Origin of the sequence: Chlorogloeopsis sp. ULAP02, assembly GCF_038404745.2 — a bacterium.
Lineage (GTDB): Bacteria > Cyanobacteriota > Cyanobacteriia > Cyanobacteriales > Nostocaceae > Chlorogloeopsis.
On sequence record NZ_JAYKTT020000069.1, the window covers coordinates 96,444 to 119,074 of the forward strand.

General features: G+C 39.4%; 25 protein-coding genes and 1 pseudogene. 7 read left to right on the forward strand and 19 right to left on the reverse strand.

Features of this window, described 5'->3' with window-relative positions; genetic code table 11:
* Window positions 1-86: 86 nt before the first annotated feature.
* Window positions 87-857 (reverse strand): isochorismatase family cysteine hydrolase, encoded by a 771-nt coding sequence (locus U2718_RS24185; RefSeq protein ID WP_341993457.1) that lies wholly within the window; start codon window positions 855-857, stop codon window positions 87-89.
* Window positions 858-940: 83 nt separating this feature from the next.
* Here U2718_RS24185 and U2718_RS24190 point away from each other — a divergent pair, with 83 nt between their 5' ends.
* On the forward strand, window positions 941-2,338 hold the full coding sequence (locus U2718_RS24190; RefSeq protein WP_341993458.1) for an amidohydrolase: 1,398 nt from the start codon (window positions 941-943) through the stop codon (window positions 2,336-2,338).
* A 178-nt stretch (window positions 2,339-2,516) separates the two neighbouring features.
* On the opposite strand, the gene U2718_RS24195 is transcribed toward U2718_RS24190, so the two are convergent.
* The 4 genes from U2718_RS24195 to U2718_RS24210 are packed head-to-tail and all read right to left on the reverse strand — an operon-like array spanning window position 2,517 to window position 3,439.
* Entirely contained in the window at window positions 2,517-2,789 is a 273-nt protein-coding gene (locus tag U2718_RS24195; protein ID WP_016875032.1) for a type II toxin-antitoxin system RelE family toxin, read from the reverse strand.
* Window positions 2,776-2,988, reverse strand: a complete 213-nt coding sequence (locus U2718_RS24200; RefSeq protein ID WP_341993459.1) for a hypothetical protein — start codon at window positions 2,986-2,988, stop codon at window positions 2,776-2,778. Before U2718_RS24200 ends, U2718_RS24195 begins: the two co-directional genes overlap by 14 nt.
* 47 nt (window positions 2,989-3,035) lie before the next feature.
* Window positions 3,036-3,209 (reverse strand): HNH endonuclease, encoded by a 174-nt coding sequence (locus U2718_RS24205; protein ID WP_016875030.1) that lies wholly within the window; start codon window positions 3,207-3,209, stop codon window positions 3,036-3,038.
* Complete coding sequence (locus tag U2718_RS24210; RefSeq protein WP_341993460.1) at window positions 3,206-3,439, reverse strand: hypothetical protein; 234 nt, start codon at window positions 3,437-3,439, stop codon at window positions 3,206-3,208. The genes U2718_RS24205 and U2718_RS24210 overlap by 4 nt, the downstream gene beginning before the upstream one ends.
* A 183-nt stretch (window positions 3,440-3,622) precedes the next feature.
* On the opposite strand from U2718_RS24210, the gene U2718_RS24215 reads away from it, so the two are divergent.
* Complete coding sequence (locus U2718_RS24215) at window positions 3,623-3,817, forward strand: hypothetical protein (protein ID WP_341993461.1); 195 nt, start codon at window positions 3,623-3,625, stop codon at window positions 3,815-3,817.
* A 70-nt stretch (window positions 3,818-3,887) separates the two neighbouring features.
* Here the strand turns inward: U2718_RS24215 and U2718_RS24220 are convergent.
* From U2718_RS24220 to U2718_RS24275, 12 genes and pseudogenes are all read right to left on the reverse strand, one after another.
* A pseudogene (locus U2718_RS24220) lies at window positions 3,888-3,986 on the reverse strand (serine/threonine protein kinase); the annotation flags it as partial.
* A gap of 112 nt (window positions 3,987-4,098) precedes the next feature.
* A complete protein-coding gene (locus tag U2718_RS24225) occupies window positions 4,099-4,830 on the reverse strand; it encodes an alpha/beta hydrolase (RefSeq protein ID WP_341993463.1) in 732 nt (243 codons plus the stop codon).
* Window positions 4,831-5,095: 265 nt separating this feature from the next.
* Window positions 5,096-5,608, reverse strand: a complete 513-nt coding sequence (gene fldA, locus U2718_RS24230; RefSeq protein WP_341993464.1) for a flavodoxin FldA — start codon at window positions 5,606-5,608, stop codon at window positions 5,096-5,098.
* A gap of 92 nt (window positions 5,609-5,700) precedes the next feature.
* Window positions 5,701-7,200: a chlorophyll a/b binding light-harvesting protein gene (locus U2718_RS24235; protein ID WP_341993465.1), complete on the reverse strand. Its 1,500-nt coding sequence runs from the start codon at window positions 7,198-7,200 to the stop codon at window positions 5,701-5,703.
* A gap of 83 nt (window positions 7,201-7,283) precedes the next feature.
* Window positions 7,284-8,342: a chlorophyll a/b binding light-harvesting protein gene (locus U2718_RS24240; protein WP_341993466.1), complete on the reverse strand. Its 1,059-nt coding sequence runs from the start codon at window positions 8,340-8,342 to the stop codon at window positions 7,284-7,286.
* A gap of 168 nt (window positions 8,343-8,510) precedes the next feature.
* Window positions 8,511-8,765: a hypothetical protein gene (locus U2718_RS24245; RefSeq protein WP_341993467.1), complete on the reverse strand. Its 255-nt coding sequence runs from the start codon at window positions 8,763-8,765 to the stop codon at window positions 8,511-8,513.
* Between the two features lie 188 nt (window positions 8,766-8,953).
* Window positions 8,954-11,500, reverse strand: a complete 2,547-nt coding sequence (locus U2718_RS24250) for a TonB-dependent siderophore receptor (protein WP_341993468.1) — start codon at window positions 11,498-11,500, stop codon at window positions 8,954-8,956.
* 105 nt (window positions 11,501-11,605) lie between these two features.
* Window positions 11,606-12,961 (reverse strand): MFS transporter, encoded by a 1,356-nt coding sequence (locus tag U2718_RS24255; RefSeq protein WP_341993469.1) that lies wholly within the window; start codon window positions 12,959-12,961, stop codon window positions 11,606-11,608.
* A gap of 62 nt (window positions 12,962-13,023) precedes the next feature.
* Window positions 13,024-14,019 carry an iron-siderophore ABC transporter substrate-binding protein gene (locus U2718_RS24260; RefSeq protein ID WP_341993470.1) on the reverse strand — a complete coding sequence of 332 codons (996 nt, stop codon included), beginning with the start codon at window positions 14,017-14,019 and terminating at the stop codon, window positions 13,024-13,026.
* A 277-nt stretch (window positions 14,020-14,296) separates the two neighbouring features.
* Window positions 14,297-15,307, reverse strand: a complete 1,011-nt coding sequence (locus U2718_RS24265; RefSeq protein ID WP_341993471.1) for an iron-siderophore ABC transporter substrate-binding protein — start codon at window positions 15,305-15,307, stop codon at window positions 14,297-14,299.
* A 173-nt stretch (window positions 15,308-15,480) separates the two neighbouring features.
* Complete coding sequence (locus tag U2718_RS24270) at window positions 15,481-16,509, reverse strand: AraC family transcriptional regulator (protein ID WP_341993472.1); 1,029 nt, start codon at window positions 16,507-16,509, stop codon at window positions 15,481-15,483.
* Window positions 16,510-16,748: 239 nt separating this feature from the next.
* The gene (locus tag U2718_RS24275; RefSeq protein WP_341993473.1) at window positions 16,749-17,018 is read right to left on the reverse strand and encodes a peptidase; all 270 of its coding nucleotides are present in this window, start codon (window positions 17,016-17,018) and stop codon (window positions 16,749-16,751) included.
* A gap of 60 nt (window positions 17,019-17,078) precedes the next feature.
* On the opposite strand from U2718_RS24275, the gene U2718_RS24280 reads away from it, so the two are divergent.
* From U2718_RS24280 to U2718_RS24300, 5 genes are all read left to right on the forward strand, one after another.
* Window positions 17,079-17,246, forward strand: a complete 168-nt coding sequence (locus tag U2718_RS24280; RefSeq protein WP_341993474.1) for a hypothetical protein — start codon at window positions 17,079-17,081, stop codon at window positions 17,244-17,246.
* Between the two features lie 445 nt (window positions 17,247-17,691).
* Window positions 17,692-19,401, forward strand: coding sequence for a mechanosensitive ion channel family protein (locus U2718_RS24285; protein ID WP_341993475.1), 1,710 nt, complete (start codon window positions 17,692-17,694; stop codon window positions 19,399-19,401).
* A gap of 230 nt (window positions 19,402-19,631) precedes the next feature.
* Window positions 19,632-20,045: a YidH family protein gene (locus U2718_RS24290; RefSeq protein ID WP_341993476.1), complete on the forward strand. Its 414-nt coding sequence runs from the start codon at window positions 19,632-19,634 to the stop codon at window positions 20,043-20,045.
* A 26-nt stretch (window positions 20,046-20,071) separates the two neighbouring features.
* Complete coding sequence (locus U2718_RS24295; RefSeq protein WP_341993477.1) at window positions 20,072-20,491, forward strand: YidH family protein; 420 nt, start codon at window positions 20,072-20,074, stop codon at window positions 20,489-20,491.
* A gap of 66 nt (window positions 20,492-20,557) precedes the next feature.
* On the forward strand, window positions 20,558-20,815 hold the full coding sequence (locus U2718_RS24300; RefSeq protein WP_341993478.1) for a hypothetical protein: 258 nt from the start codon (window positions 20,558-20,560) through the stop codon (window positions 20,813-20,815).
* Window positions 20,816-20,879: 64 nt separating this feature from the next.
* On the opposite strand, the gene U2718_RS24305 is transcribed toward U2718_RS24300, so the two are convergent.
* Both U2718_RS24305 and U2718_RS24310 read right to left on the reverse strand, forming a co-directional pair.
* On the reverse strand, window positions 20,880-21,950 hold the full coding sequence (locus U2718_RS24305) for a linear amide C-N hydrolase (RefSeq protein ID WP_341993479.1): 1,071 nt from the start codon (window positions 21,948-21,950) through the stop codon (window positions 20,880-20,882).
* A gap of 278 nt (window positions 21,951-22,228) precedes the next feature.
* A partial coding sequence (locus U2718_RS24310) for a hypothetical protein (protein WP_411813361.1) occupies window positions 22,229-22,631 on the reverse strand: 403 nt, incomplete at its 5' end.

Genomic DNA, 22,631 nt, shown 5'->3' on the forward strand with positions numbered 1-22,631 from the left:
TTTTAGTCATTGGTTATTAGTCATTGGTCATTGGTTATTAGTTATTAGTCACTAGTCATTAACCACTAACTACTATCTACTAACCATTAGCCATTAATTGCTTTTAAAATAGCTTCCGAATTTGTAACAAAACCAAAACACTGCTTGACGTTATATAACGTTGCTAACCAACAATATTCAGGAGAAGTTGTGGCAGTACAATCTTGAACTAGTATGCAGTCGTATCCTAAAAAGTTCGCATCTTGTAAAGTAGCCATGACACATTGATCGGCATTGACGCCAGCAAAAAATAGTGTCGTTCTACCCATGTTCCGCAGGATACTATCTAAGGGAGTATCCCAAAAGCCACTCATCCGGTATTTATCGACGCGAATATCCTCTGGTAGTTGTTTGAGTTCGTCTACTACTGCTGCTGCCCAACTACCAGCCATTAGTACCTTAGCACCATTACTAGGCAGCGGATCGCCCAATCCTACGCCTTCGCCTGTGGGGTTGTAGACGTGACGCAAGCCTGCACTAATATTGAGTAAGTCAGGGCGATTACCCCAATTTAACCAAATTACGGGAACACCAGCTACCCGCAGTTCTGGTAGTAAGTTTTGTAAAGGTTTTATCGGTTGACGTGCTGGGGTAACATCTACACCGATATGCGCCAACCAGCCATCGGGGTGACAGAAGTCGTTTTGCATATCGATGACGAGAATGGCAGTTTTTGCTAAATCTAGGCGCAGGGATTTGGTTTCTGTTGATAAGATAACGGGTTGTGGGTTTAAGGGAGGACGAGTAATATCTGCGATCGCCTGATTTACTGCCCAAGCGTTTGGTGGAACTCCTAATTGCCAAAGAGGTAGATTCATAAGTTGCAACGCTCAACACCATGTTTTACTTTTTAGCGTGAATTCCTTCTGTCGCGTGTCATTACTTAATTAAGGTTAAAATTGTGAGCTTTACAATTAAGAATGTTTTAATTCCTGTTGAAGATAGTTACGCCACTTTTGATGTACAAGTTGTGGACGGAACTATTTGTGCTATTGCACCGGATCTGGATGTCATGGGCAGCGAGATTAACGGTGAAAATAAACTACTACTGCCCGGATTTTTCAACGCCCATACCCACTCATCGGAAATGTGGCAACGGGGGATAATGTCAATGTTGCCCCTGGAATTATGGCTGGCAGAACTTTACGATTTTGCACCTCTAGATCTAGAGAAAGTATACTTAAGTGCTTTGGGAACAGCAGTAGAAACTCTACTTTCTGGCGGCACAAGCGTCGTAGATCATTTGGTGTTGATTCCCGGCAAAGAGTTAGAAACAATCGCCACAGCTGTTCGTGCTTACCAAGAAGTAGGTATTCGTGCTTTTGTTGCACCCCTAATTCAAGACGAATCTTTAACTGCTGGCATTCCTGCGGGGGAAACTCAACAAAACCATGAGCCTTATTTTCGCCCGACTCAAGCCACGCTGGCAGTGATTGAAGAGGCGGTAAAGCAATTTCATTGTCCGGAGGAGGGTATTAGTATTTTAGTAGCTCCTACGGGGATTCAACTTTGTTCTGATGCTTTATTTGCGGGATGTATTGAGTTAAGCGAAAAGTATAATCTTTGCCGTCATTCTCACTTGTTGGAAACTAAAGCCCAAGAAAAGCTAGCTCAAGAAAAGTACGGTTGCACTGCTGTTACCCATCTCAAGCGCATCGGTTTTTTAGACTATCGCACCACCCTAGCCCATTGCGTTCACTTGAGCGATCGCGACATTACCATCCTCAGTGAAACTCAATCTACTGTAGTTCACAACCCCTTAAGTAACTTGCGTTTAGGCAGTGGCATTGCCCCAATTTTAAAATATCGTCAGGCTGGGATAAATGTGACTTTTGGCTGTGATGGAGCTTCTAGCAACGACTCTCAAGATTTACTAGAAGCAATCAAAATTGGTTCTATCTTACACAACGTCACCGACTTAGATTATCAGCACTGGATTACACCGCGACAGGCGGTAGAAATGGCGTCTTTAGGCGGTGCCAAAGGATTGAATATGGCTGATCAACTTGGTTGCCTCAGCGTTGGTAAAAAAGCCGATTTGGTAATGTACGATCTCACCAACTTATCATTGCTGCCGCGTACAGATCCAATTGGTTTACTAGTTTTAGGACGTCCTAGTAATGTAGTTGATAGTGCGTGGGTAAATGGTAAACAAATTGTTGCCGATGAGAAAGTGGCAACAATTGATGTTGATAATTTGCGGCAAGAATTATTTAATCACAGTCAATGGCATACTCAACGTCTATCTCCAACCGTTGCCCAAATTCAACCTCATTATCGTTTTGTGATGGGTTTGTGATTTAAAAAGCGATCGCATGATTGTAGTGTAGGCGATCGCTTGTCAATTCATCTTTAGCACAACGATGCGAATACTAAACTACAAAACTAGTCGCGATCGCCTAATTTATATGTAGATTGAGTGTCAGCATATTTACAAATTACCCAAAGATTCATAGAAAATATTGGCAAATATTGTCTTATGGAAAAATCTTATAAATCTCTTTACGATGTGCAACTCGTTGACAAATTAATGTTTGTGTTTCTTTGTCAACAGTAATACCTATTCTGTAATTGCCTACACGAATCTTATATTTATCATCGTAGCCCTTCATTTTTTGCAAATAGCCTAATTCAAATGGATTTTCTGACTCTAGTTCTTGAAATACAATTGGTTCTATCCGGGCTTGAACATCTTCTGGTAAATCTGCCAAATCTTTTAAAAACCTTTTAGTATATTCAGCTTTCCACATTCTTGTTTTTCAAATACTGGTAATATTTCCAAGCTTCATCTTTAGAGAGGCGCTCTTCATCTTTCGATTCTTCCATGAGCTTTACCAAGCCATAGTTTTCCAAGATTTCTTCAATTTTTTCAAAGTCAGCTATAGGAATTTGTACAGCGATAGGTTGCTGATTTTCATCCATGACGTAATTTTTGGTTATTTCTAGCATTTTTATGACATTTGATTGATTGTTTGCAAGTCCTATTTACTATTTTATCAGTGACAAGCCAAAGCTAAATTATTAAGTTCATCAGAACCACCAATAGACTTTGGTATCAAATGGTCTACTGTAAATCTTGTTGTGGCAATGCGTTCTGGAGAATGGCAATACTCGCACAGATAATTCGCTCGTCTTCGCACAATTTCTTTAGTAGCATCATCAATCGTCATTTTTGAGCTACTAGCATCGCATTTATATGGGTGAAAATCCTATCAAGTTCTCCAATTTCTTCAAGTTCGATAACTTCTTCTGGAGTTAGTAAATCAGCCTTTTTGCGTTCTAAAAGTTCTTCCATTCGTGCTTGCAGTTCATCGTTAAATTTGAACAGGTGAAAACTATCCAACTTTTCTATTTTGATACTTCCAAGTAAGGATGAAGGTCTAGCAACTACAGTCGTCATACTCAGCACGACACAATTTATAATATGTATTTTTATTGTAGTGCTTTAAGTCAAGCTATATATAGCGGTTCTCATTTGCGTAAAATACAAAAATCCTCACCTTGCCCTGTCATACACTTCTCTCTTTAAGATTGAGGTGAGATTCTCAGATCAGGCAAAGTTAAAGAAAGTGTGAGTTAATTTTTGCAAGCGGATGCATTAACAACGCAAGACGATGTATTGACAATACAAGTCGATGCATTAATATTGCAGGCTGATGCATTAATATCGCAGGTCGATGTTTTAATATTGCACGTTGATGCATTAACAATACAAGTTGATGCATTAACATTGCAGGCTGATGTATTAATATCGCAGGTCGATGTTTTAACAATATAAGCCGATGCAAGTACTTGCAACACGGCTAACACTAAACAATCCCACAACCAAACATGAAAATTTGACAGCGATTTTTGACGAGGTGGGTAATGCCAATTCCACCTTCACCAAGTTTTCTTTCGATAAAATAGCGATCGCCAAACAACGACTGTCCTGGATTCCACACCATAAGTAATAATCTTGAGATTGTGGTGTTTATTTTGGATAGTAACAGACAGTTGTTTAGCAACCAATAAATTAGCTTGAAAATAGGGTTGGGGGAACTCTTAACAGGGAGATGCTTAAACTTTCAGGCTCCTACAAACTGAATCAGAGCGATGTAGAGATTGCCAAAAGTCGAGAATTTGTTCTGCCACAAGCTTTGGGTGGAAGAAGTGGAAAAAATGACGTCCTTTTTGACATTCCCAAAGGCGATCGCCCTCCATTAAAAACGGCTGCCATCCTTGCAAAGCGTCGGGTTCTACAATGATATCGTCTCGGCTACCACAAACCATTAAAGGTACAGCAACTGGAGAGGGAGGTACACTTAAGCGCTTAAATAAAGAATGAGGCGAGAGCGAGCAATCTAAGTCTTGCTCCAAGAGCCTTTCGAGACGCTGAATAGTTTGCTCATTTTGATAGCCAAATAGGTTATATACCATTGTATTGAGAATCTTTTGCCGACTCAAATACGGGCAATGGCTATAGTAATGAGCTTGCCAGTCAGTGGCTGCATCGGCACCCACAGCTAATAAGGTTAAAGATTTAACTTGTTCTGGATATCGACGCGTATATAGTAGCCCTAATAATCCTCCCGTACTATGTCCAATCAGATGCACGGGTTGATTGCTTGATTGCAGATAATTATGCAACAGTTGAATCGCAACATCTAAGGAACTTGCTTCATCTTGAGTTTGAGTATATTCCCACCGGGCAATAGAGACATGATGTGATAATTCACATAATAGTGGTTGAGCAAAGCACAATAGACTAGAGCTCGTATTTAACCAAATGACATCTGGCTGTTGCGACATTATATTTTTCCTGCAAGTAATTAGAGTTGCAATTTTTAAGGCTACTAAAGGCTAATGGTTAACAGTTGAGTAGGGTGTGTTACGGCTATGCAAGAATTTGAGATTTTAAGAGCATGAGAATTAGCCGTAACGCACCGCATAATTGTGGTGCGTTACGCGTTGCTTTAACGCACCCTACGAATCATTAATATTAAAGGCTAATAGCTAACGATGATTATTTAATAACTCATCAATTAACAATTGGCAATTAACTATTAACTATTAACTACAAACCAAATTCTCTTTTCAATTGAGCCACCCAAGCTTTAATACGCTCGTCAGTTAAGTCAGATTGGTTATCTTCATCAAGAGCTAAACCGACAAATTTACCATTTCTCAATGCTTTGGATTCGTTAAAATCATAGCCATCTTTAGACCAATATCCAACTGTAGTGCCGCCAAGTTCGGTAATTTTCTCTTCCAAAATACCTATTGCATCCTGAAAGTTATCGGCATAGCCAACTTGGTCACCTGTTCCAAAATAGGCTACTTTTTTCCCACTAAAATCAATATTATCTAGCTCTGGGAAATAACCTTCCCAGTCGCTCTGTAGTTCGCCAATATTCCAGGTAGGACACCCAATAATTAGATATTGATAGTCTTCAAAGTCACTATCATCTACATCTATGATGTTATGCAATGTCACTACATTTTCGCCACCAAATTCTTTCTGAATTATCTCTGCTACAGATTCTGTTTTACCTGTAGTAGTTCCAAAAAATAGACCAATTTGTGACATATTTTTCTCCAATTGAATGTTTAATTATTCTTTGTAAAGACGTAGGATTCTACGCCTTCACATAACTAAATCAAGTTTGTAGCGAAGCACGCTCAGGCGATCGCACCAAACACAGCAAGACTAGTCAATAGCAAATAAGCAAAGATTGCTCCACCAATGCCACCAATCAAAAAGCCTTCAGTAAATTGACTCCATCCTTCCGTAGAATTGATAGCTTGTGGCACACTGGGAACTGTTGCAACCGTTGCTGCTGGTAGATTTTCCAACTGTCTTTCAAAGCTGTTAGTGCCGTAAATTGAAAAACCAATGGTGACGATGACAATTAAACTGCCTGTGGCGATTAAACCAACCAAGTTACCCACATCAGAATTGCGTAATGAGGCTAATGTAGCAAAAGGCCCAACTAACCAGTAACCATGAGCCATGCCAATTTCCAATCCTCGCGCCAGAGGAGATATACCAGGGCGGTAAATTGGCAAATATTTCAGAAACTTGAGTGTCAAATCAGAAGAGGTAACTGCACTTGCCTGATTACCCATTGGGCGATTTACTTGCGGTGGCTGAACCATGTCGCCATTTTTAAAATCAAATCCGGCTTCAATTGCACGGGCGCGTAGTGCGTGCCAAATGTGACCTAACAAGAAGAGGAGCGCTAAGACAAAATGGAAAGTGACTAACCAACCACGCACAGAAACTATGCCATCAGAAGTTGCGATCGCGTTAACCGGGCCATAAAAAACTTCCGGATAGACGGTGTTATTTTTTAACGCAAAGTATGCTGCCAAGAAGCCCATATATGCAACAGCACCAATGCTGTAAGACAGATATGCTTCCCCTGAGTAAATCAAAACTCGGCGCGCCCAGGCAAACGGTTTAGTCAAAATGTGGAAAATGCCACCGCCAATTAACATTAAACCAACCCAGATATGACCGCCGACAACATCTTCCAGGTTATCTACGGCTGCCATTCCCTCTGCTCCCCAAGCGCCAAATAGGTAGCCAAAGATGCGGAATGGGTTGAGCGTTGGATGATTAATTACTCTAACATCTCCACCACCAGCTACCCAAGGATCAAAAAGTCCACCCCAAAACATCGCCTTGGCAACCAGAAGCCAAGCACCCAAACCTAAAATTGTCAGGTGAATGCCCAAGATTGTTGTCATCTTGTCTTTGTCTTTCCAGTCATAGCCAAAAAAGCCAGCTAAGGTAGGATTATCTTCTAACACTTCTGGCCCCAACAGGGAGTGGTAAATACCACCTGCTGCCAGAATCACCGAGGGTATCAGATGCAAGACACTGATAACAAAGTAGGGATAGGTGCTAATAACTTGCCCACCAGCACCGACACCAAAACCGAGAGTTGCCAGATGAGGTAGTAAGATTAATCCTTGCTCATACATTGGCAGATTGGGATTGAAGCGCGATAGTTCAAACAGCGTCATTCCCCCAGCCCATAACAAAATCAATCCAGCATGGGCAACATGAGCGCCCAATAATTTACCTGATAGATTGGTGAGACGAAAGTTACCTGCCCACCAACCAACATCAGGTATTTGTTGCTTGTATGGGCTATCTGTGATTACTGCTGTCATTTTTGGTACTCCTTGAGAATAGTTTGCAGTTTTTCTGGTGTTGTACTTGAAGGAGTTTGCAAATTATTAGCATTAAAATTAATTTAGCTAATAGGTTGGGGAATTACTGCCTCTTGACTCACCCTACCTTTGCGAAAATCGAACCCACGCGCCCGTAAGGCGTGCCAAATATGACCTTGGAGAAAGAAGAAAGCTAACCAAAAGTGGGCATTAGCTAACCAAGTTCGGGAAGTTACAAGGTCATGATCGAGTGATGAAAAGTACGGCACGATATTCTGTCTCACCACCAGCGCTGGGCCATAAAAAACTTCAGGATAAACAGTGGTATTTACCGAGACGAAAAGGGTTGCGATAAAGCCCATCAGCGCCAAAGCACCCAGACTATAGGAGAGGTAAGCTTCTCCAGACCAAACAAATAGTGGATGTGTCCAAGCAAAAGGCTTTGTCAAAATGTGGAAAAATCCACCGAAAATCAACATCGCACCCACCCAAATGTGACCACCAACCACATCTTCGAGGTTGTCAACGCCAGCAATCCAGAATTTACCAATTCCGCCAAATAGATAGCCAAAGATGACCGCTGGGTTTAATGTCGGATTTGTAATTACTCGCACATCTTCAACATTTGGATCGTATAAACCACCGAAATACATAGCTTTGGCAACTAGCAAAAATGCACCGCAACCCAGTAAAACCAGGTGAATACCAAGAATTGTGGTCATTTTGCCTGTATCTTTCCAGTCGTAGCCAAAGAAAGGAAATCTGCCTTCTAGGGTTTCTGGAGCGCGTAGGGAGTGAAAGATGCCTCCAAAGCCCAAAAAGGCTGAGGAAATCAGATGCAAAGCTCCAATCACGAAATAGGGATAAGTATCGACAACTGCACCAGAAGCACCTACACCCCAACCTTCAGCAGCTAGGTGGGGTAGTAAAATTAAGCCTTGCTCGTACATCGGCTCTGCCGGATTAAAATGAGCTAGCTCAAATAAAGTCATCACTCCAGCCCAAAAAACGATCAAGCCAGCATGGGCAACATGAGCGCCTAGTAATTTACCCGATAAGTTAGTAAGCCTGGCATTGCCAGCCCACCAAGGCGAGTCGGCAAGGTCTTGTTCCACCGACAGCGGACTTGTAGAGATTGTCATTATACACCTGCCTAAATTAGTTGAGAATAATATTCAACAACTCTAGAAAAGAGCTTACACTAAAAACTAAATAATTGAAATATAATCTCATTAATTTCTTGAGAGAAAATGAAAAACCCCTTCTAGACAAAGCACAGAAGGGGTTGGTGGCTGGAGTTTTAAGTTACTTTACGAGGCAACTTCTGCCAAAAGTTCTTCAACACCTACAATTTCCGGATCACCAATAATTTCTTCTTTGGTGTGAAACGTGAAGTAGCGCTGATCTCCTTCTGCATTCCATGTCTGTTGCAGTAACGAATGCGGATATGTGCCGTGATGGAGTTGGGAAAGTATGGGCGGCCATTTTTGGCTAAGTTTGTTACATTCACCAACATAAAGTTTTAAATTACCGATGTGCGCGATCGCGTAAATGCCAGAAGTCATAATTGTTCATCAATAATCATTACTATCCGTTCGCTGATTTTGCAAGAGCGAAAGGTAATTATGTCTTGCACAGCTAGCTGCGAATCTAGCACATAAAGAAAATGAGGCAATTGCTATCTCTGCTAACTAGACGCTACCTAAATCCTTACGGATAAACTAATGATTTTGCCTGGTTCTGTTGAAAAGTATCAAAAACTAACTGATAGTGTTCCCAGAACTGTAAACGGTGCTTGAGGAAAAATTAGATAGCCGTTGGTGTCATAGTATCTGGTATTAAAGATGTTTTTGAAGTTGATTGCTGCTTGCCAATTATCGCGTCGATAGGCAATTGCCGCATCAGTTCTCACATAGGAAGGAATGGTGAAAGGATCGCTTTGGTTGGCAATGCGATCGCCGACATAAAATAATCCTGCACTCAATGCTAAACCTTGTGAACTTCCTTTTTGAAATTCGTAAGTCGTCCACAAACTTGCACCATTATAGGCTGCATTTTCTAATCTTGTACCTGTGGGAATGCTATTATCTTCGCTAACAAATGCATCGTTGAGATAGCCAGAAGCAATTATTTTCCAACCTGGTGTAATTTCTCCAACTATATCCAGTTCAATTCCTCGGCTTTTCACTTCTCCAACTGCAATTGAAAAATTATCGTCGTTGGGGTCTACGGTGGCTACGTTAGTTTTGGTAATATCGTAAGCAGCCAAAGTTGTAGAAAGCTTACCGTCAAATAATTCTGCTTTGACACCGATTTCATATTGTGTACCCCGTGTCGGCTCTAAGGGTTCGCCGTCGGCGGTAGCATTATTATTATTAGGTACAAAAGAAGTACTATAACTGGCATACAAAGAAATCGGTTTGATTGGCTGGTAAACTATGCCAACTCTTGGAGAAAAAGCCTCGTCATAGAACTTGGATGTTTCTGATGGGCTGTCATTGACAATATCAGGAATAAAGGTACTTTTGAAGTTGACAAAATCATATCTACCACCTAATAGTAATTTAAAATTTGGTGTTAATGCAATTTGGTCTTGCAAATAAACCCCGACAGTATCTGTTTGCGATTCATATTCTTCTACACTTTCAAAAAAATCCGGACGTGGAAAACCATAAACAGGGTTAAAAATATCTAAGGATGGAAAATTAGTTGTTTGCGATTGAGCATAGTTAAACGTATTTCTGCTCAAATCTATACCTAAAACTAACTGATGCTCGATAGAACCTGTTTTAAATTTACTAATTAAATCAGTTTGCAAAGTTAAATCTTTGCTGGGACGAGCGGGACTGATAACATAATCTCGTAGTAAAGAACGACCATCTGCTTCAAATTCATCACTAGGATTAACATATTCTGCATCTGGGGATAACGATTGATAGGTGAAATTACTTCTTAGTTGGAGATTCTGACTAAATTGGTGGTCTAGTAATAGATTTAAGCGATGTCCTTCATATTTGTATCTATCATTTTTATCTCCTAAATTCCGACTAATGGGTAAATCGAAGAGAAAATCTTGTGGTCGTAAACCACGGTCAAATGCTCTGTCGGTATTCACATATTCATATTCCACCCCTACCGTCGTCGCATCACCAAAATTAAATGTAAGAGCTGGAGTTATAGAAAATACTTCACTATCAATAAAATCGCGAAAACTTCCTGCACTTTCATAGGCAACATTCAAACGATATAACAAGCTTTTATCTGGTGTAAGTGGCCCGGAAATATCAATTGCCGGACGAAAATAATTATAACTACCTGCTGTAAACTCTGCTGCATAATAGGGATTAATCAAGGGTTTTTTAGTGACAAGATTAACAATACCACCTGGTTCAAATTGACCATATAAAACTGAAGCTGGCCCCTTGAGAACTTCTACTTGTTCAATATTACTACCATCAATAAAGAAGTTTTGAGTTTTTGTACCATTACGTAAAAGATTGTAGTCAGTAAAACCTCGGATGGTAAAGACATCATAAGAACCACTAAATTCTGTCCGAGGTGACACACCAGAAACGTTACGTACTGCATCAGAAATACGAGTAATTCTTTGTTCTTGGATTACCTCTTTTGGTACTATTTGAATAGATTGAGGAATATCCCGTAAAGGTGTATCTGTTCTCGTTGCGCTTGATGTTTCTGGTACAAGATAACTGTCTTGCTCGCCAGTGACGACTAATTCAATTGGTTCTTGCTCTTCTACATTTTCTGCTTGAGGGCTTTCGCTGGATTGAGGTTCACTTTCTGGTTGTGGTTGGGTTGCAGTTGTTGCAGATGTGACCTCAAAAATTAAACCTTCATCATCATCAAATAATTCCACTTTGGGTAAGGTTGTCTCACCAGCTATAGTTAATGTAATACTATTTACATCGCTATTTTTCACTTCTACAGCAGTAATTCCAGTCAGGGGTTTTTCCTGTCGAAATGTATTACTTTTTTCTAAACGCAATTGAGCATTTTTAATATCGATAATTACATTATTTCCTTCATTGCGGCTGACTGGTTGGAGTTTTTCTCCGTCTTGAGTTTCGAGAATTATATCAATTCTATTTTGGGTTTCTTGAATACGAATTCCTGTAATGATAATGTGAGATTGAGAAGGATTGGGTGATTGAACAAGCCATTCTTCAATAGTTTTTGCTGGTTGGGTAAATTCACTCTTATTCAATATTTTTGATGCAGAGTTATTTTGGGTAATCTCAGCTTTTACAGAAGTTGTAAATATGACTGAAAATGCACTCATAATCAAGCACAAGTATTGGAGTTTGTACTGCATAATTTCCTTTGTTATTTGCGTTTGTTGAAATAATTCTGATGGTGAGTAAAAGATTAACTTTGAATTAATTAATTAGTCTCCATGAAGTAATTTCACGTTTTCAACATCATGGTCTGGCAAAATATCTTCGATATTTCGCAGGAGAGGGATAGCATAACTAACCAAGCAAATCAACACGACAATGAAGGAAAATAGAGCAAATTGTAGTGCCATTCCACTGCCAGGCCGAGAACCAAAGATATTACTCAATACGGGTGTGAAAAAATTAGGTGATTGCATGGCAGGTTCAAAGACAAAATCTGATAAAGGCCCAGCAATCAAAAGTCCCAGAGGTGAAATGATTCCAGTAATAAAGGAACTAGCTGCAAATACTCTCCCCTGAAAAGACGGTGGTACTTTTGACATCCAAATAGCATCTTCGCAACTATTGGCAGTAGGTTTGAACAGTCCCGCAGCGAAAATAGCCACCATCCACATCCAAGGAGTACAAAGCAATCCCAACAACATTTCCAAACTAAAAATAATTGCTCTCCCCCATAACAAACCTCGAATTCGTCGTTTTGGCCCTCCCCAAACACCCAATCCAGTTGCACCAATTAACCCACCAAGTGTTAATGCCGAAGAAACATAACCTAGAACTTTTGTGTCGCTATTTGTTCGAGCTAAAATTACAGGTTCTAGTAATGCTGCATTGTCAAAGAAAATATAACTGACCGTGAAAATTTGCAATATTAACAAACTGGGGTGTTGAAGCAAATAGCAAAATCCAAAAGTCAATTCTTGCCAACTTTTATGTAATGAAATTGTTGCTGTTGTGCTTTCTGCGCTTTCTTTTTCTTCGAGTGTCGGTTGGGGAACAGGAACAATGATTAGTGAAGCGATCGCAATCATAAATGTGATTAAATCGAATATTAAAATACCCGATAAACCAATCAGGGGGTAGAGTACTCCAGCTAAAGCAGGAGCAAAAACACCAGAACCAAAATCTTTAATCGAACCCATTGCTCCAACTCGCACATAATCCTGTTTTTGAACCATTAATGCTGTTGATGCAGAAAAAGCTAATCCTTGAATATCACTAAATAATCCATTAATTGCTCCTATTAAAAAAAGATGCCAAATGGCTAAATGATTAGTTAATAGTAGAGTTATAATCAAAATTGTCGAACAACCTGCGATCGCATCTCCCAGCATCATTAAATATTTGCGATTTGCGCGATCAACCAATATACCAGCAAAAATAGAGGCGACTAAAACAGGTACTTCCCGAAAAAAGGCAAGCAAAGAAATAGCAGTTGCTTCTCCAGTATGTTGCCAAATCCAAATCAGCAAAGCAAAGTGACTAATCTGTGAGCCAATGAGGGATGCAACTTGACCAATCCAGATAATTATATAGTTGTGTAAGCGCTGACGCTGAGGTGAAATCACAATTCTTTTTTGATATATAGGACAGAAAAGAAAACAGAAACCGCATAAATTTAAAGGTGCAATTATTCTGTATCTTGCATTTCGTCGGTAACTAAATACTTAAATAAATCGTCGAGAATGCGATTTGCTCCACCAATATTGCGTTGAGCCACCCAAACCATATAGTTGACTGTATAAACTCGATTATTTTTGACAGCATCTAATTTTGACCATAATGGGTGTTGCTGGAGTTGTGAAAGAGTTGAATCTAGTTGCTTAGTTTCAGGTTTAGTATTAATTGTAAAAATTACATCTCCATCAATCAAATCGAGTCGTTCAATCGAAATATTTATCCCCCAGTTATCATTAGTTATTGTCGGTGCTAACGTTGTTTGTGCAGCAGGAAGTTTTAATCCTGCTTCTGTAATTACTGCACCCATAAACGAGTTACTTAGGTAAATACGGGCTGGATTTCCCGCACCATAATTAATTGTGGAAACAAGAGAAACTGTTTTCGTTTTGAGACGATGGTGCATTCGCTGCCGAAATTCTTTTATCCTTGCGTTATATACTTGCAAAATTGCTTCTGCTTCTTGAGTTGTATTTAAAGCCAGAGCATATAATCGCAAATCTTCTTTCCATTTTTTTTCGTTACCTGGAGCCAAAATTGTCGGTGCAATTTGGGTTAATTGTTTATAACTATCGCTACTATATTCCAGCCCAATAATTAAATCAGGATTCAAACGGGCAATTTCTTCAAGATTGGGTTGGCTATTATTACCAATACTAATAATTCCCTGAGTTATCTCTTCCGGTAGGGAAAGTTCACTAAAATCAGGAGCTGCAATTGGCTTGAAACCCAGCGCTAAAACTCCATCTAGAGGATTGGTATCGAGAACAATAATCCTTTGGGGATGGGGTGGAATGCAAGTTTTACCCACTGCATGTTGAATCGTGCGACAATTAGTGATGAGGGCTGGATTTAGGAAAGATTGACGACAAGCAGAGATAAGGGAAATTGCGATCGCAGCCATTAAATAGTAAATAATGTATTTGATTTTGCAAGTAGAGTAAAACATTTTGAAGGGGAATTTTGAGTTTATTTTTCTAATTCTCAGTTGACCTATTTCTCATATGAGCAATGCGTTCATTTGGTTTAAATAGAGAGCAGTTACTACACTTGATAGATGTTAGATGCATTAAATTTAGAAAACGACAGATATTATTAATGATTATTTCATTTATTAAGTCTAGTTTATGCAAGTTTACTCGATATATTAATTTGTAGAGAAGATTAGTTTCTTCAAAAAATTTAAACTATCTAATGGCTATTTTTAATATTTTTCATAAATTTGATTATTGCTGAATCAAATATTTAAATAAGTCATCAATAACTCCATTAGCTGCCAGAATATTGCGAGACCTCCATCTATTCTGATCGACAACATATGTATGTTTTTGCTTAACCACCTTTAATTGTTTCCATAAAGGACTTTTTTGAAGCTTTTTCAAGATTCTATTTGCATTTTCATCACCATTAGAAAATAGAAAGAGTGCATCTCCATCTATCCAATTAATCATCTCTTCGCTAATTCCAATTTGATATTCGTGTTCTGGTGCGATGTCTTGTTTTGGTGGACGACTCAGCCCAAAATCCTCTAAAATTGAGCCAGAAAAAGAATTTTTCAGATCAGAAGTAATTAATGAGGAGCCTTCTCCCCAAAGATAAGCAAGGGAAACTTGGAAATTTTCTAACTTATTTCCCATCGCTGTCTTAAATTTTTGAATTTGCTGCTTATAATCTGCCAATAAATTTTTTGCTACTTGAGCTTTATTTAATACTTCAGCTATTAATAGTAAATGTTTTTTCCAACTTCCCGCCTGATCAAATGGAATTAATATTGTTGGGGCAATCTGTGATAGGGTATCGTAGTTAGATGAGTAGTCAAAACCCAAAATCAAGTCAGGTTTAGCTAACATAATCTTTTCGATGCTCGGTTGCCCTTGAGTACCAATAGATTGCAATTTAGACGGAAATTTATCAATATCAATTTTTCCTTGCAAAAATACGGGAATTTCAATTCCAGAGGCTCTATAATCAAAAACCGCTCCCACTGGTTCGACACCAAGTGCGATCGCATTGGCTAGAACAACATCATCTAACACAACAACTCGTTGTGGATTCAGGGGAACACAGCTTTCTCCCATTGCATATTTAATGGTTTTACATTCAGAAGTAATAAATGAAGAAGAACTTACAGCAAGCTGAGAAAATTTATTATTACACCAATAGACGAATCCACAGGTAATGACTACTAACAAAAATAACTTCAGCCAGTGCTCTAAACTCCATAACCTTAATCTCACAACATTTCCTAGATAATTAATAAAATTCCTTCTCTAATTCATCTAACTTCTCTACAGCTAGGAATTCTAGCTATATGTGAGAATCTTTAGCAGAAAGTTTATAGCAAATTACAACTCTTTGGAAGATTCTTCGCTTCTTCCAAACGGAATTTTTCTTATTCGAGACGGAATTTCTAAACTACTTTGCGACGACTTGCAGCCAAATATGTACCGGGATTGGTACCAAACTTCTTGCGAAAAGCTGTATGGAAGGAAGTGGAACTAACATAACCAACAGCACGAGCAACTTCTTGAACACTCATTGTTTGTGCTTCGAGTAACTGTCTGGCTTGATGCATCCGATAATCGTGGAGATAACCAAAAACCGTTGTTCCAAACACTTGGCGAAATCCTCGCTTTAAAGTGCAGTCATTCATCCCTACTTTTCGGGCTAATTCTAACAGCGAAGGGGGGTGTTGGGCATTCTGAAGTAAAATATCTTTGGCTTGGTGAATGCGATCAATGTCATCCAATTGCAGCTTAACTGGCAATTTTGATTTTTGCGGTGCTGCTGTTACTAAATCGAGGTACAGTGCTAAAATTTCTAAAGATTTACTCTCTAAATAAAGCTGCTTTGTCAAACCTTGGTACGGACAATTGAGAATTTGCTCCAAGGCAAGTTGCATAGTCGGAGTCGTGTTTTGCAGCAATGAAAAAGGTACACTTTCGTCACCATTTAGCATTCGTTGCAAATCAAGCGGTAACAAATCAAAGCGATTCTCCTCAACAGAGGCTGTGCCAATGCCCACCAAAGCTTTGAAAAACTCCGGCTCAAGATGAATATCAACTTCCAATCGGCGCTCGCCAGCAATATCTAAACTTTCGCCAGCAGGCATAAACAGCCCAGCAACATAATGCTTTCCAGGAGTTACGTAAGAGTTATTACAAAACTTAAAAGTGGATGACAGATTAAAAACCCACTCCAAACAATCTTCTTGATATGATTGCCTATCTACTGTAATTACATCTTCATTAAAAATATAGTTATGAAGGGTTAAATGAATACCATTACGCAGTCCAATATTTCGTTTATAACCCTGAGCGAGTTGGGTAGGGCATGGCATAATTTCATCTGAATTGTCCGATAAGTCTGCGCTTTGCGTATGCTGCCAACTTTCTTCCCAAAGCTCGCTCCAATTTGCAGATGAAAGGATAATAGTCATTCTTTAAAGTTATTTTGATTAAATTTGGATTTGAGATTTTAAACTAGTTGGAATAGATGAAAAATTATATCATTAAATGATTTAAAAATTAAGTGCAACCAATTATAGATACTATCGGTAAACTTTAAGTATCTAATATTAAGCCTGTATAATTTGTGCCTTATTGACAGACGCGATCGCTTATTGGGGAGAAAAGCCAACACAAGCTGTTCAGAGTTTTTCTCCCTACCTAGAGCACCTTAACTACTTGGGTGTTTGCGAAATAATCCTGTCATACTTAAACCAGTAATCAACAACCCCAATAATCCCAAACCACTCAAAAGCGGATAGATTGCTTGTAAGTGAAAGATTTGTAAAGTATGAATATTGAGAATAAATGTAGCTAACTCGATTTGGTGCAACCATTCATCAGCGATAGTGTAGCCTATACCTGTGATTGCAGAAAGAAATAAAGGCAGACATAAAGCGATCGCTATCTGGCGATGGTAGCGCCGAAATGTACGATTCATAAGAAAATTCCTTAATTTTGATGCTCTAATTTATCAAGATTAGTTATTTATCTTTAATTGATGATTACTATTTCTGGCTATCAAATTACTACAAAAATTTACGAAAGTGCTAACTCACTAGTTTACCGGGGATATTGGGAGCTAGATTATCTCCCAGTACTTCTCAAATTTCTCATAGAAGACTATTCCACCCCTGCCGAATTAGTGGGGTATGAGCAAGAATATTAAATTACTCATTGATTCAATTTAGAAGGGAGTGTTCAAGCTCATAGTCTAGAAAAATACCGCAATATTCTAGTGACAGTTTTTGAAGATTTTGACGATGAATTTTTGTATCTGTAAACTTTTACATTAATACTGATAAAATCTGTATACATCTGTAGTTTTAACTATCCTAGAACTAAATTTTTGTATTAATTCTAATGTACTAATTAAAAGTTCATTGAAATAAATCAAATAGCTTTCATGCTATGTATATAAAATTTTTCTTATAAATTTCTTATATTATAGTTATTTTTTGTAACTAAACTTCAAACTTGTGTATTTTATAATTTTTATCATGCTTTTATTAACCGACAGATTTCGCACAGTCACAATTACAATCTAAAAAAACAAAAGCTAGGATCAGAAATTTAATAAGTTTAGCTTTACCAACAGTGATTAAATAATAAATATGACGTGTCGTTTAATCCTCAAAATAAATCAGCCATTTGGGGTAGTTATTACTGCTATTCTGGTTGCGTTGTTGATTATCATTACTCCCTTATGTAGTTTTTCTCAAACTCCTTCCGAATTACCTATAAACGGTGTACCTGTTGAGCTAGAGAATAAAACACTATTTTTCATTCAAGACAAGTTATTTTCTCCTTCTATTGAGCGGCGTGCCAAGGTAATCTCATCCAATATTCAGAAATTAGCAATTAATGATGCCATTCCTACTGAGGCATTGAGAACTAGAGAAGTTGACTCTGAAGCAGTCACAATTATTCATGCTCAAAGTATTGCTATTATGTCTGTTTCAGATGTGGATGCTAAAGCTGTTAAGCAAACTCGACAAGCACTTGCCAATCAATACTTACAAATTATCAAAAATGCAATTGATGAATATCGAGAAAAACGCAGTGCTAGCTACTTAACTCGCGCTGGAGTTTTAGCAATAGTCAGTACAATTTTATTAATTGTAATCTTGCTGGTTTTATGGAACATTATGCCCCAGTTCTATCATTGGTTAGATGCCCAGCAAGACAGATTGATTCCTAATCTTCGCGTCCAAAATCTTGAACTGCTATCGTCTCAACAAATTTCTGCACTCTTACAAGGCTTTACGAAAATTACTCACTTTGCTGTTGTATTAAGTCTGCTCTACTTTTATTTATCCTTTGTCTTAAGTCTGTTTCCTCAAACAAGTCAATTAGGAGCAAGTTTGTTTTTCCATCTTCAAAATACGTTGACATCTATTTGGAATGGAGTTTTAGCATATATACCAAAACTACTAACTATAGGTTTAATTGCCTTATTAACTCGCTATTTTCTAGTCTTTTTAAAATTTATTTTTGCCAATATTGAGCGAGGCACACTCTCCATTCAAGGGTTTTATCCAGAGTGGGCAAGACCAACTTACCATCTAGTGTGCTTTATCATCATCGCTTTTGCGATCGCTATTGTCTTTCCTTACTTGCCTGGTTCTAATTCTCCAGCTTTTCAAGCTATTTCCATTGTGATTGGAGCATTGGTTTCGCTTGGTTCGTCAGGTGCAATTGCAAATGCTGTTGCAGGCTTTTCGTTAGTTTACACCCGTGCATTTCAAGTTGGCGATCGCGTCGAGATTGGTGATTTAATGGGCTTCGTCGAAGAGAAACAAATGCTAGTAACTCGGATTCGCACCTTGAACAATGTTTTGGTGTCTATTCCCAACTCTACTTTATTATCCAGTAATATTATTAACTACAATACACTCCTAAAAGACCAGCAAACCCCAATTATTATCCACACAACAGTTTCTCTAGGCTATGACACTCCTTGGCGAACTGCCCATGAAACTCTAATTGCAGCAGCTGTTGCAACTACTGATATTTTGTCCCAACCTCCTCCCTTTGTTTGGCAAACTGCACTCAATGACTTCTACATCAGTTACGAACTCAAAGCCCACATAAACCAGCCAACCAAGCTAGAATCAATTTATTCAGAATTACACCAAAATATTCAAGATAAGTGTAACGAAGCAAACATCGAAATTTGCTCACCCCATTACTCTGCCATTCGTGACGGAAACCAAACTACTATCCCCAGTGAGTATCTATCTGGTGACTATGCTGCTCCTGGCTTTCGAGTCAATTCACCCTCAACGAATTCTCAATCTTCTGGCGATAAAGCCCCTGATTAGAACAAGAGGAATTATATCAACGCGGGGAGTTTCTCGTTACCAGGTTGATTACGATTTTTATAAGGTGGGCATTGCTTAGATTTGACTCAAAATTTTATTTTGCCGTTACGCGCAATGCCCACCCTACGGTTATTAAGAAGGGTGCAAGATATCAGGTTAGCCATTTTCATTGCAACTATAAAAATTGCTCAATTCTAAACAAAATCAATTGAGTCATCAGCGGTATCTTCATGAATGATCCTATTCCTCCTCTCAAACCACCTAATATTCAAGTTGAACTTGCCAAAGAGCGTAACCGAGCTGCTGCTGAACGTACTCTCATGGCATGGATTCGCACTAATCTTTCTCTAATTGGCTTTGGTTTTGGTATTGATAGAGTGGTAGCTGCTATTGAAAACTTTAAAGCAGTTCAAGATCTCAATCCCGTGCGTTTTTCTCGGATTTTAGGACTTGCTTTCATTGCTTTGGGTACGTATGCAATGGTTTTTGCAGCAATAGAACATCACCAAGAACTTCATCGCATCCAGCGCCAAGAGGAATATTTTTACATTCCCCGGCGTTCCTTGGGATTAACTGTAGCGATCGCCCTCGTTTGCATTGGCGTGTTTGCTTTTGTTGGGATTTTGGTAAAGGCAATATTTTAATCGTCACTTAGCTCTAAAAGCTTATCATGAATACTAGCCCTCCTCCAAAACCGAGTAACACCACGACAGAATTAGCTAAACAGCGCAATCGTGCTGCTGCTGAACGGACGTTGACAAGCTGGATTCAGAATTGCTTATCTCTGATTGCTTTTGGGATCGCATTTGATCGCATTTTCGTGGCATTAAATCAGACGTTTCCTAAGCAAAATCTCCAAATTAATACCCAATTGACTCATATCATTGGCTTGAGCGCGATCGCCTTCGGTGTTTTTTTACTAGTGCTAGCCATTCTTGGATACTTAATTAACGTAAAATCACTAGATAAAGAAGACTATTTGTATAGAAAATATAGCTCGTTTTATCCACTAAAAATCCTTATTGGTTCAGTTATTGTATTTGGTTTGCTAGCGTTCTTTGCCGTTTACTTTGTCATTTCTATGACGTAGCCTATATTAAAGCATATTGCTCAAGAGCTTGACTTCAAGGGTGTTGAGACAGGAATTAATGATTATTTGGCGATCGCTACTCTGCTTGATGGTGGATTGAAGGCACAAGTTCAATTAGATATTGAGAGTCTGGCTCTAGCTACCGGAAGAATTTTTAACGAGTTAGAAAGACAACAAATTCAAGCAGTGCAAGAGAAATTCTATCGATGGACATTTATCGGTTCAGGAATGACTCACCCAAATTTTGTTCAGGTGGTAGGTGAATTGAGTAAGTCGGGACAGATGATGTTTGCGCATATAGCACAAAAAGCATCAACTCTATAACCCTGATGATCGCATCTTACGTAACCAAACTTTAGTATGCTTTGCCGTCAATTTTAAAAAGTGCTTACTTTACTTCTGCCGTCTTAAACTTGAAGGGTTCGGCAGGTTTGAACTGCGCCGCAGTATTACCGGCAAAGACGGCACCATTTGTCAGCGTCAGCTTCTTCGTCGGCTTTCCTTCGGCGAAATCCATGTCGGAGAGGTTTACCCAGAAGACATTCGGGCTGCGAGTGGATTCAAAGAAATAGCGCTTGTTTTTGTGATCCGATACCGAGCGCCAGAGCGTTGAGGAAATGTTGGGTTGTCCGGGAGTCGTAATACCTAAAGGCACCGACGCATTGCGAATCACCGAAAAGGCACTCGCGATCGCTTCATTAATATTGGACGTTTTTGGGATCGCGTTAATATAAAATGAAGCTCGGACAAATCTATCTGCTGCACGATTGGTGCCTGGCAGCATGGTGGTTCCGCCAATCTGCTCCCAGTAATTATTTAGGGCAATCTGTTGGTCATATACTGGTGAGTTGGTCATGACCTGAAACTCACGACTATGATAAATATTGAGCTTGCCGCCAACGTATTCAAAAATAGCCGAATCGCCCGTGGCATCGGAAATTGACAAATGCACCTGTCCGGGTTTACCATCCGGTGTCATCGTCGGAACCACATAGAACGGCTCCTTGCGTAAATCCTTCACTGCCTCTGCAACAGTGGCATAGTTGTCAAGCACGTACTGCGTCCATGCAGAAACCGACAGGGGTTTGCGCTTGTCATTGGGTGTGGGTTTGACGTACTCTGATTCAGCTAGATACAGTAGGTTGGCAACTAATCCCTTCTCGTTCATGCCATCGGCTGTACCAGCGTCGTAGCCAGCTGCCACCACACTGCCATATTTAGAAGTCCAGCGAATCGAGTTTGCTCCAGCAACACCATCGCGCTTCATACCGCGTGGGAAAGCCCAAAGGTTTGTACCCATATCACTAAACCAATCCATGCTACGTGCGGTAACTATCGTATTTTGCGGGCCGAGATAGACAACTCGCGTGCAAGCGTGCAACGATTCCATCGGCACCAGCCCAGCCACCAGAGTAGACAGAGCACCACAAAGTACTTGGCTGATCGTGATTTTTTTCATTGTGGGTTTATCATTGACCGTATGTGGGGTAAGCCATGAGATTATATATTGGAACAAAACTTTTCGTCACCATCCAATAGGTATAAAATTGGCGGTTAAAGTGATCGCTCTCAAATTTCTTTGATTCATTAGCTTTGGAGCAAATGATTTGCTCAGAACTTCGGAGCATTGCCCATAAAGTCGAAATAAGATTTTGAGCCGTTAAGCAATGCCCACCTTACAAAAATCGCAATCAAAAAACTGGTGCAAGATGTGAATAAAGTGATTCAGCAACGCCATTATTTTTTTGCGGGTGAGATTCTATCAACTCGCTGATTGAGTCCGCGCAGCTGTTCGTTCAATTCCCTCTGCCGTTGAATTAAAACTTCAAAATCTTTTTTCGTTGCTAAGTTCTCTCGATTCGGGGGAAGAAGTTTATCCACTTGATTTAAGCAAGCATTTAGTCCCGCAGCAAATTCATAGCGGGTAACTGGATGCGAACCGCGATATGTACCATCAGAATATCCAGACAGGCAACCTGTTTGAGGAGTAGCATCACCCTCGTTATTTGGTGTTTGTGACAGTGTTCTTGCTGGGTAAAAAATTGTTGTCAGCGCTAAAGTTGTTATCAAAGCGGCAGGATTGATACAGGTTGGGAGCAGTGTAAATTTAGACATAGTTGGAGAACTGCCAAGCCATTTA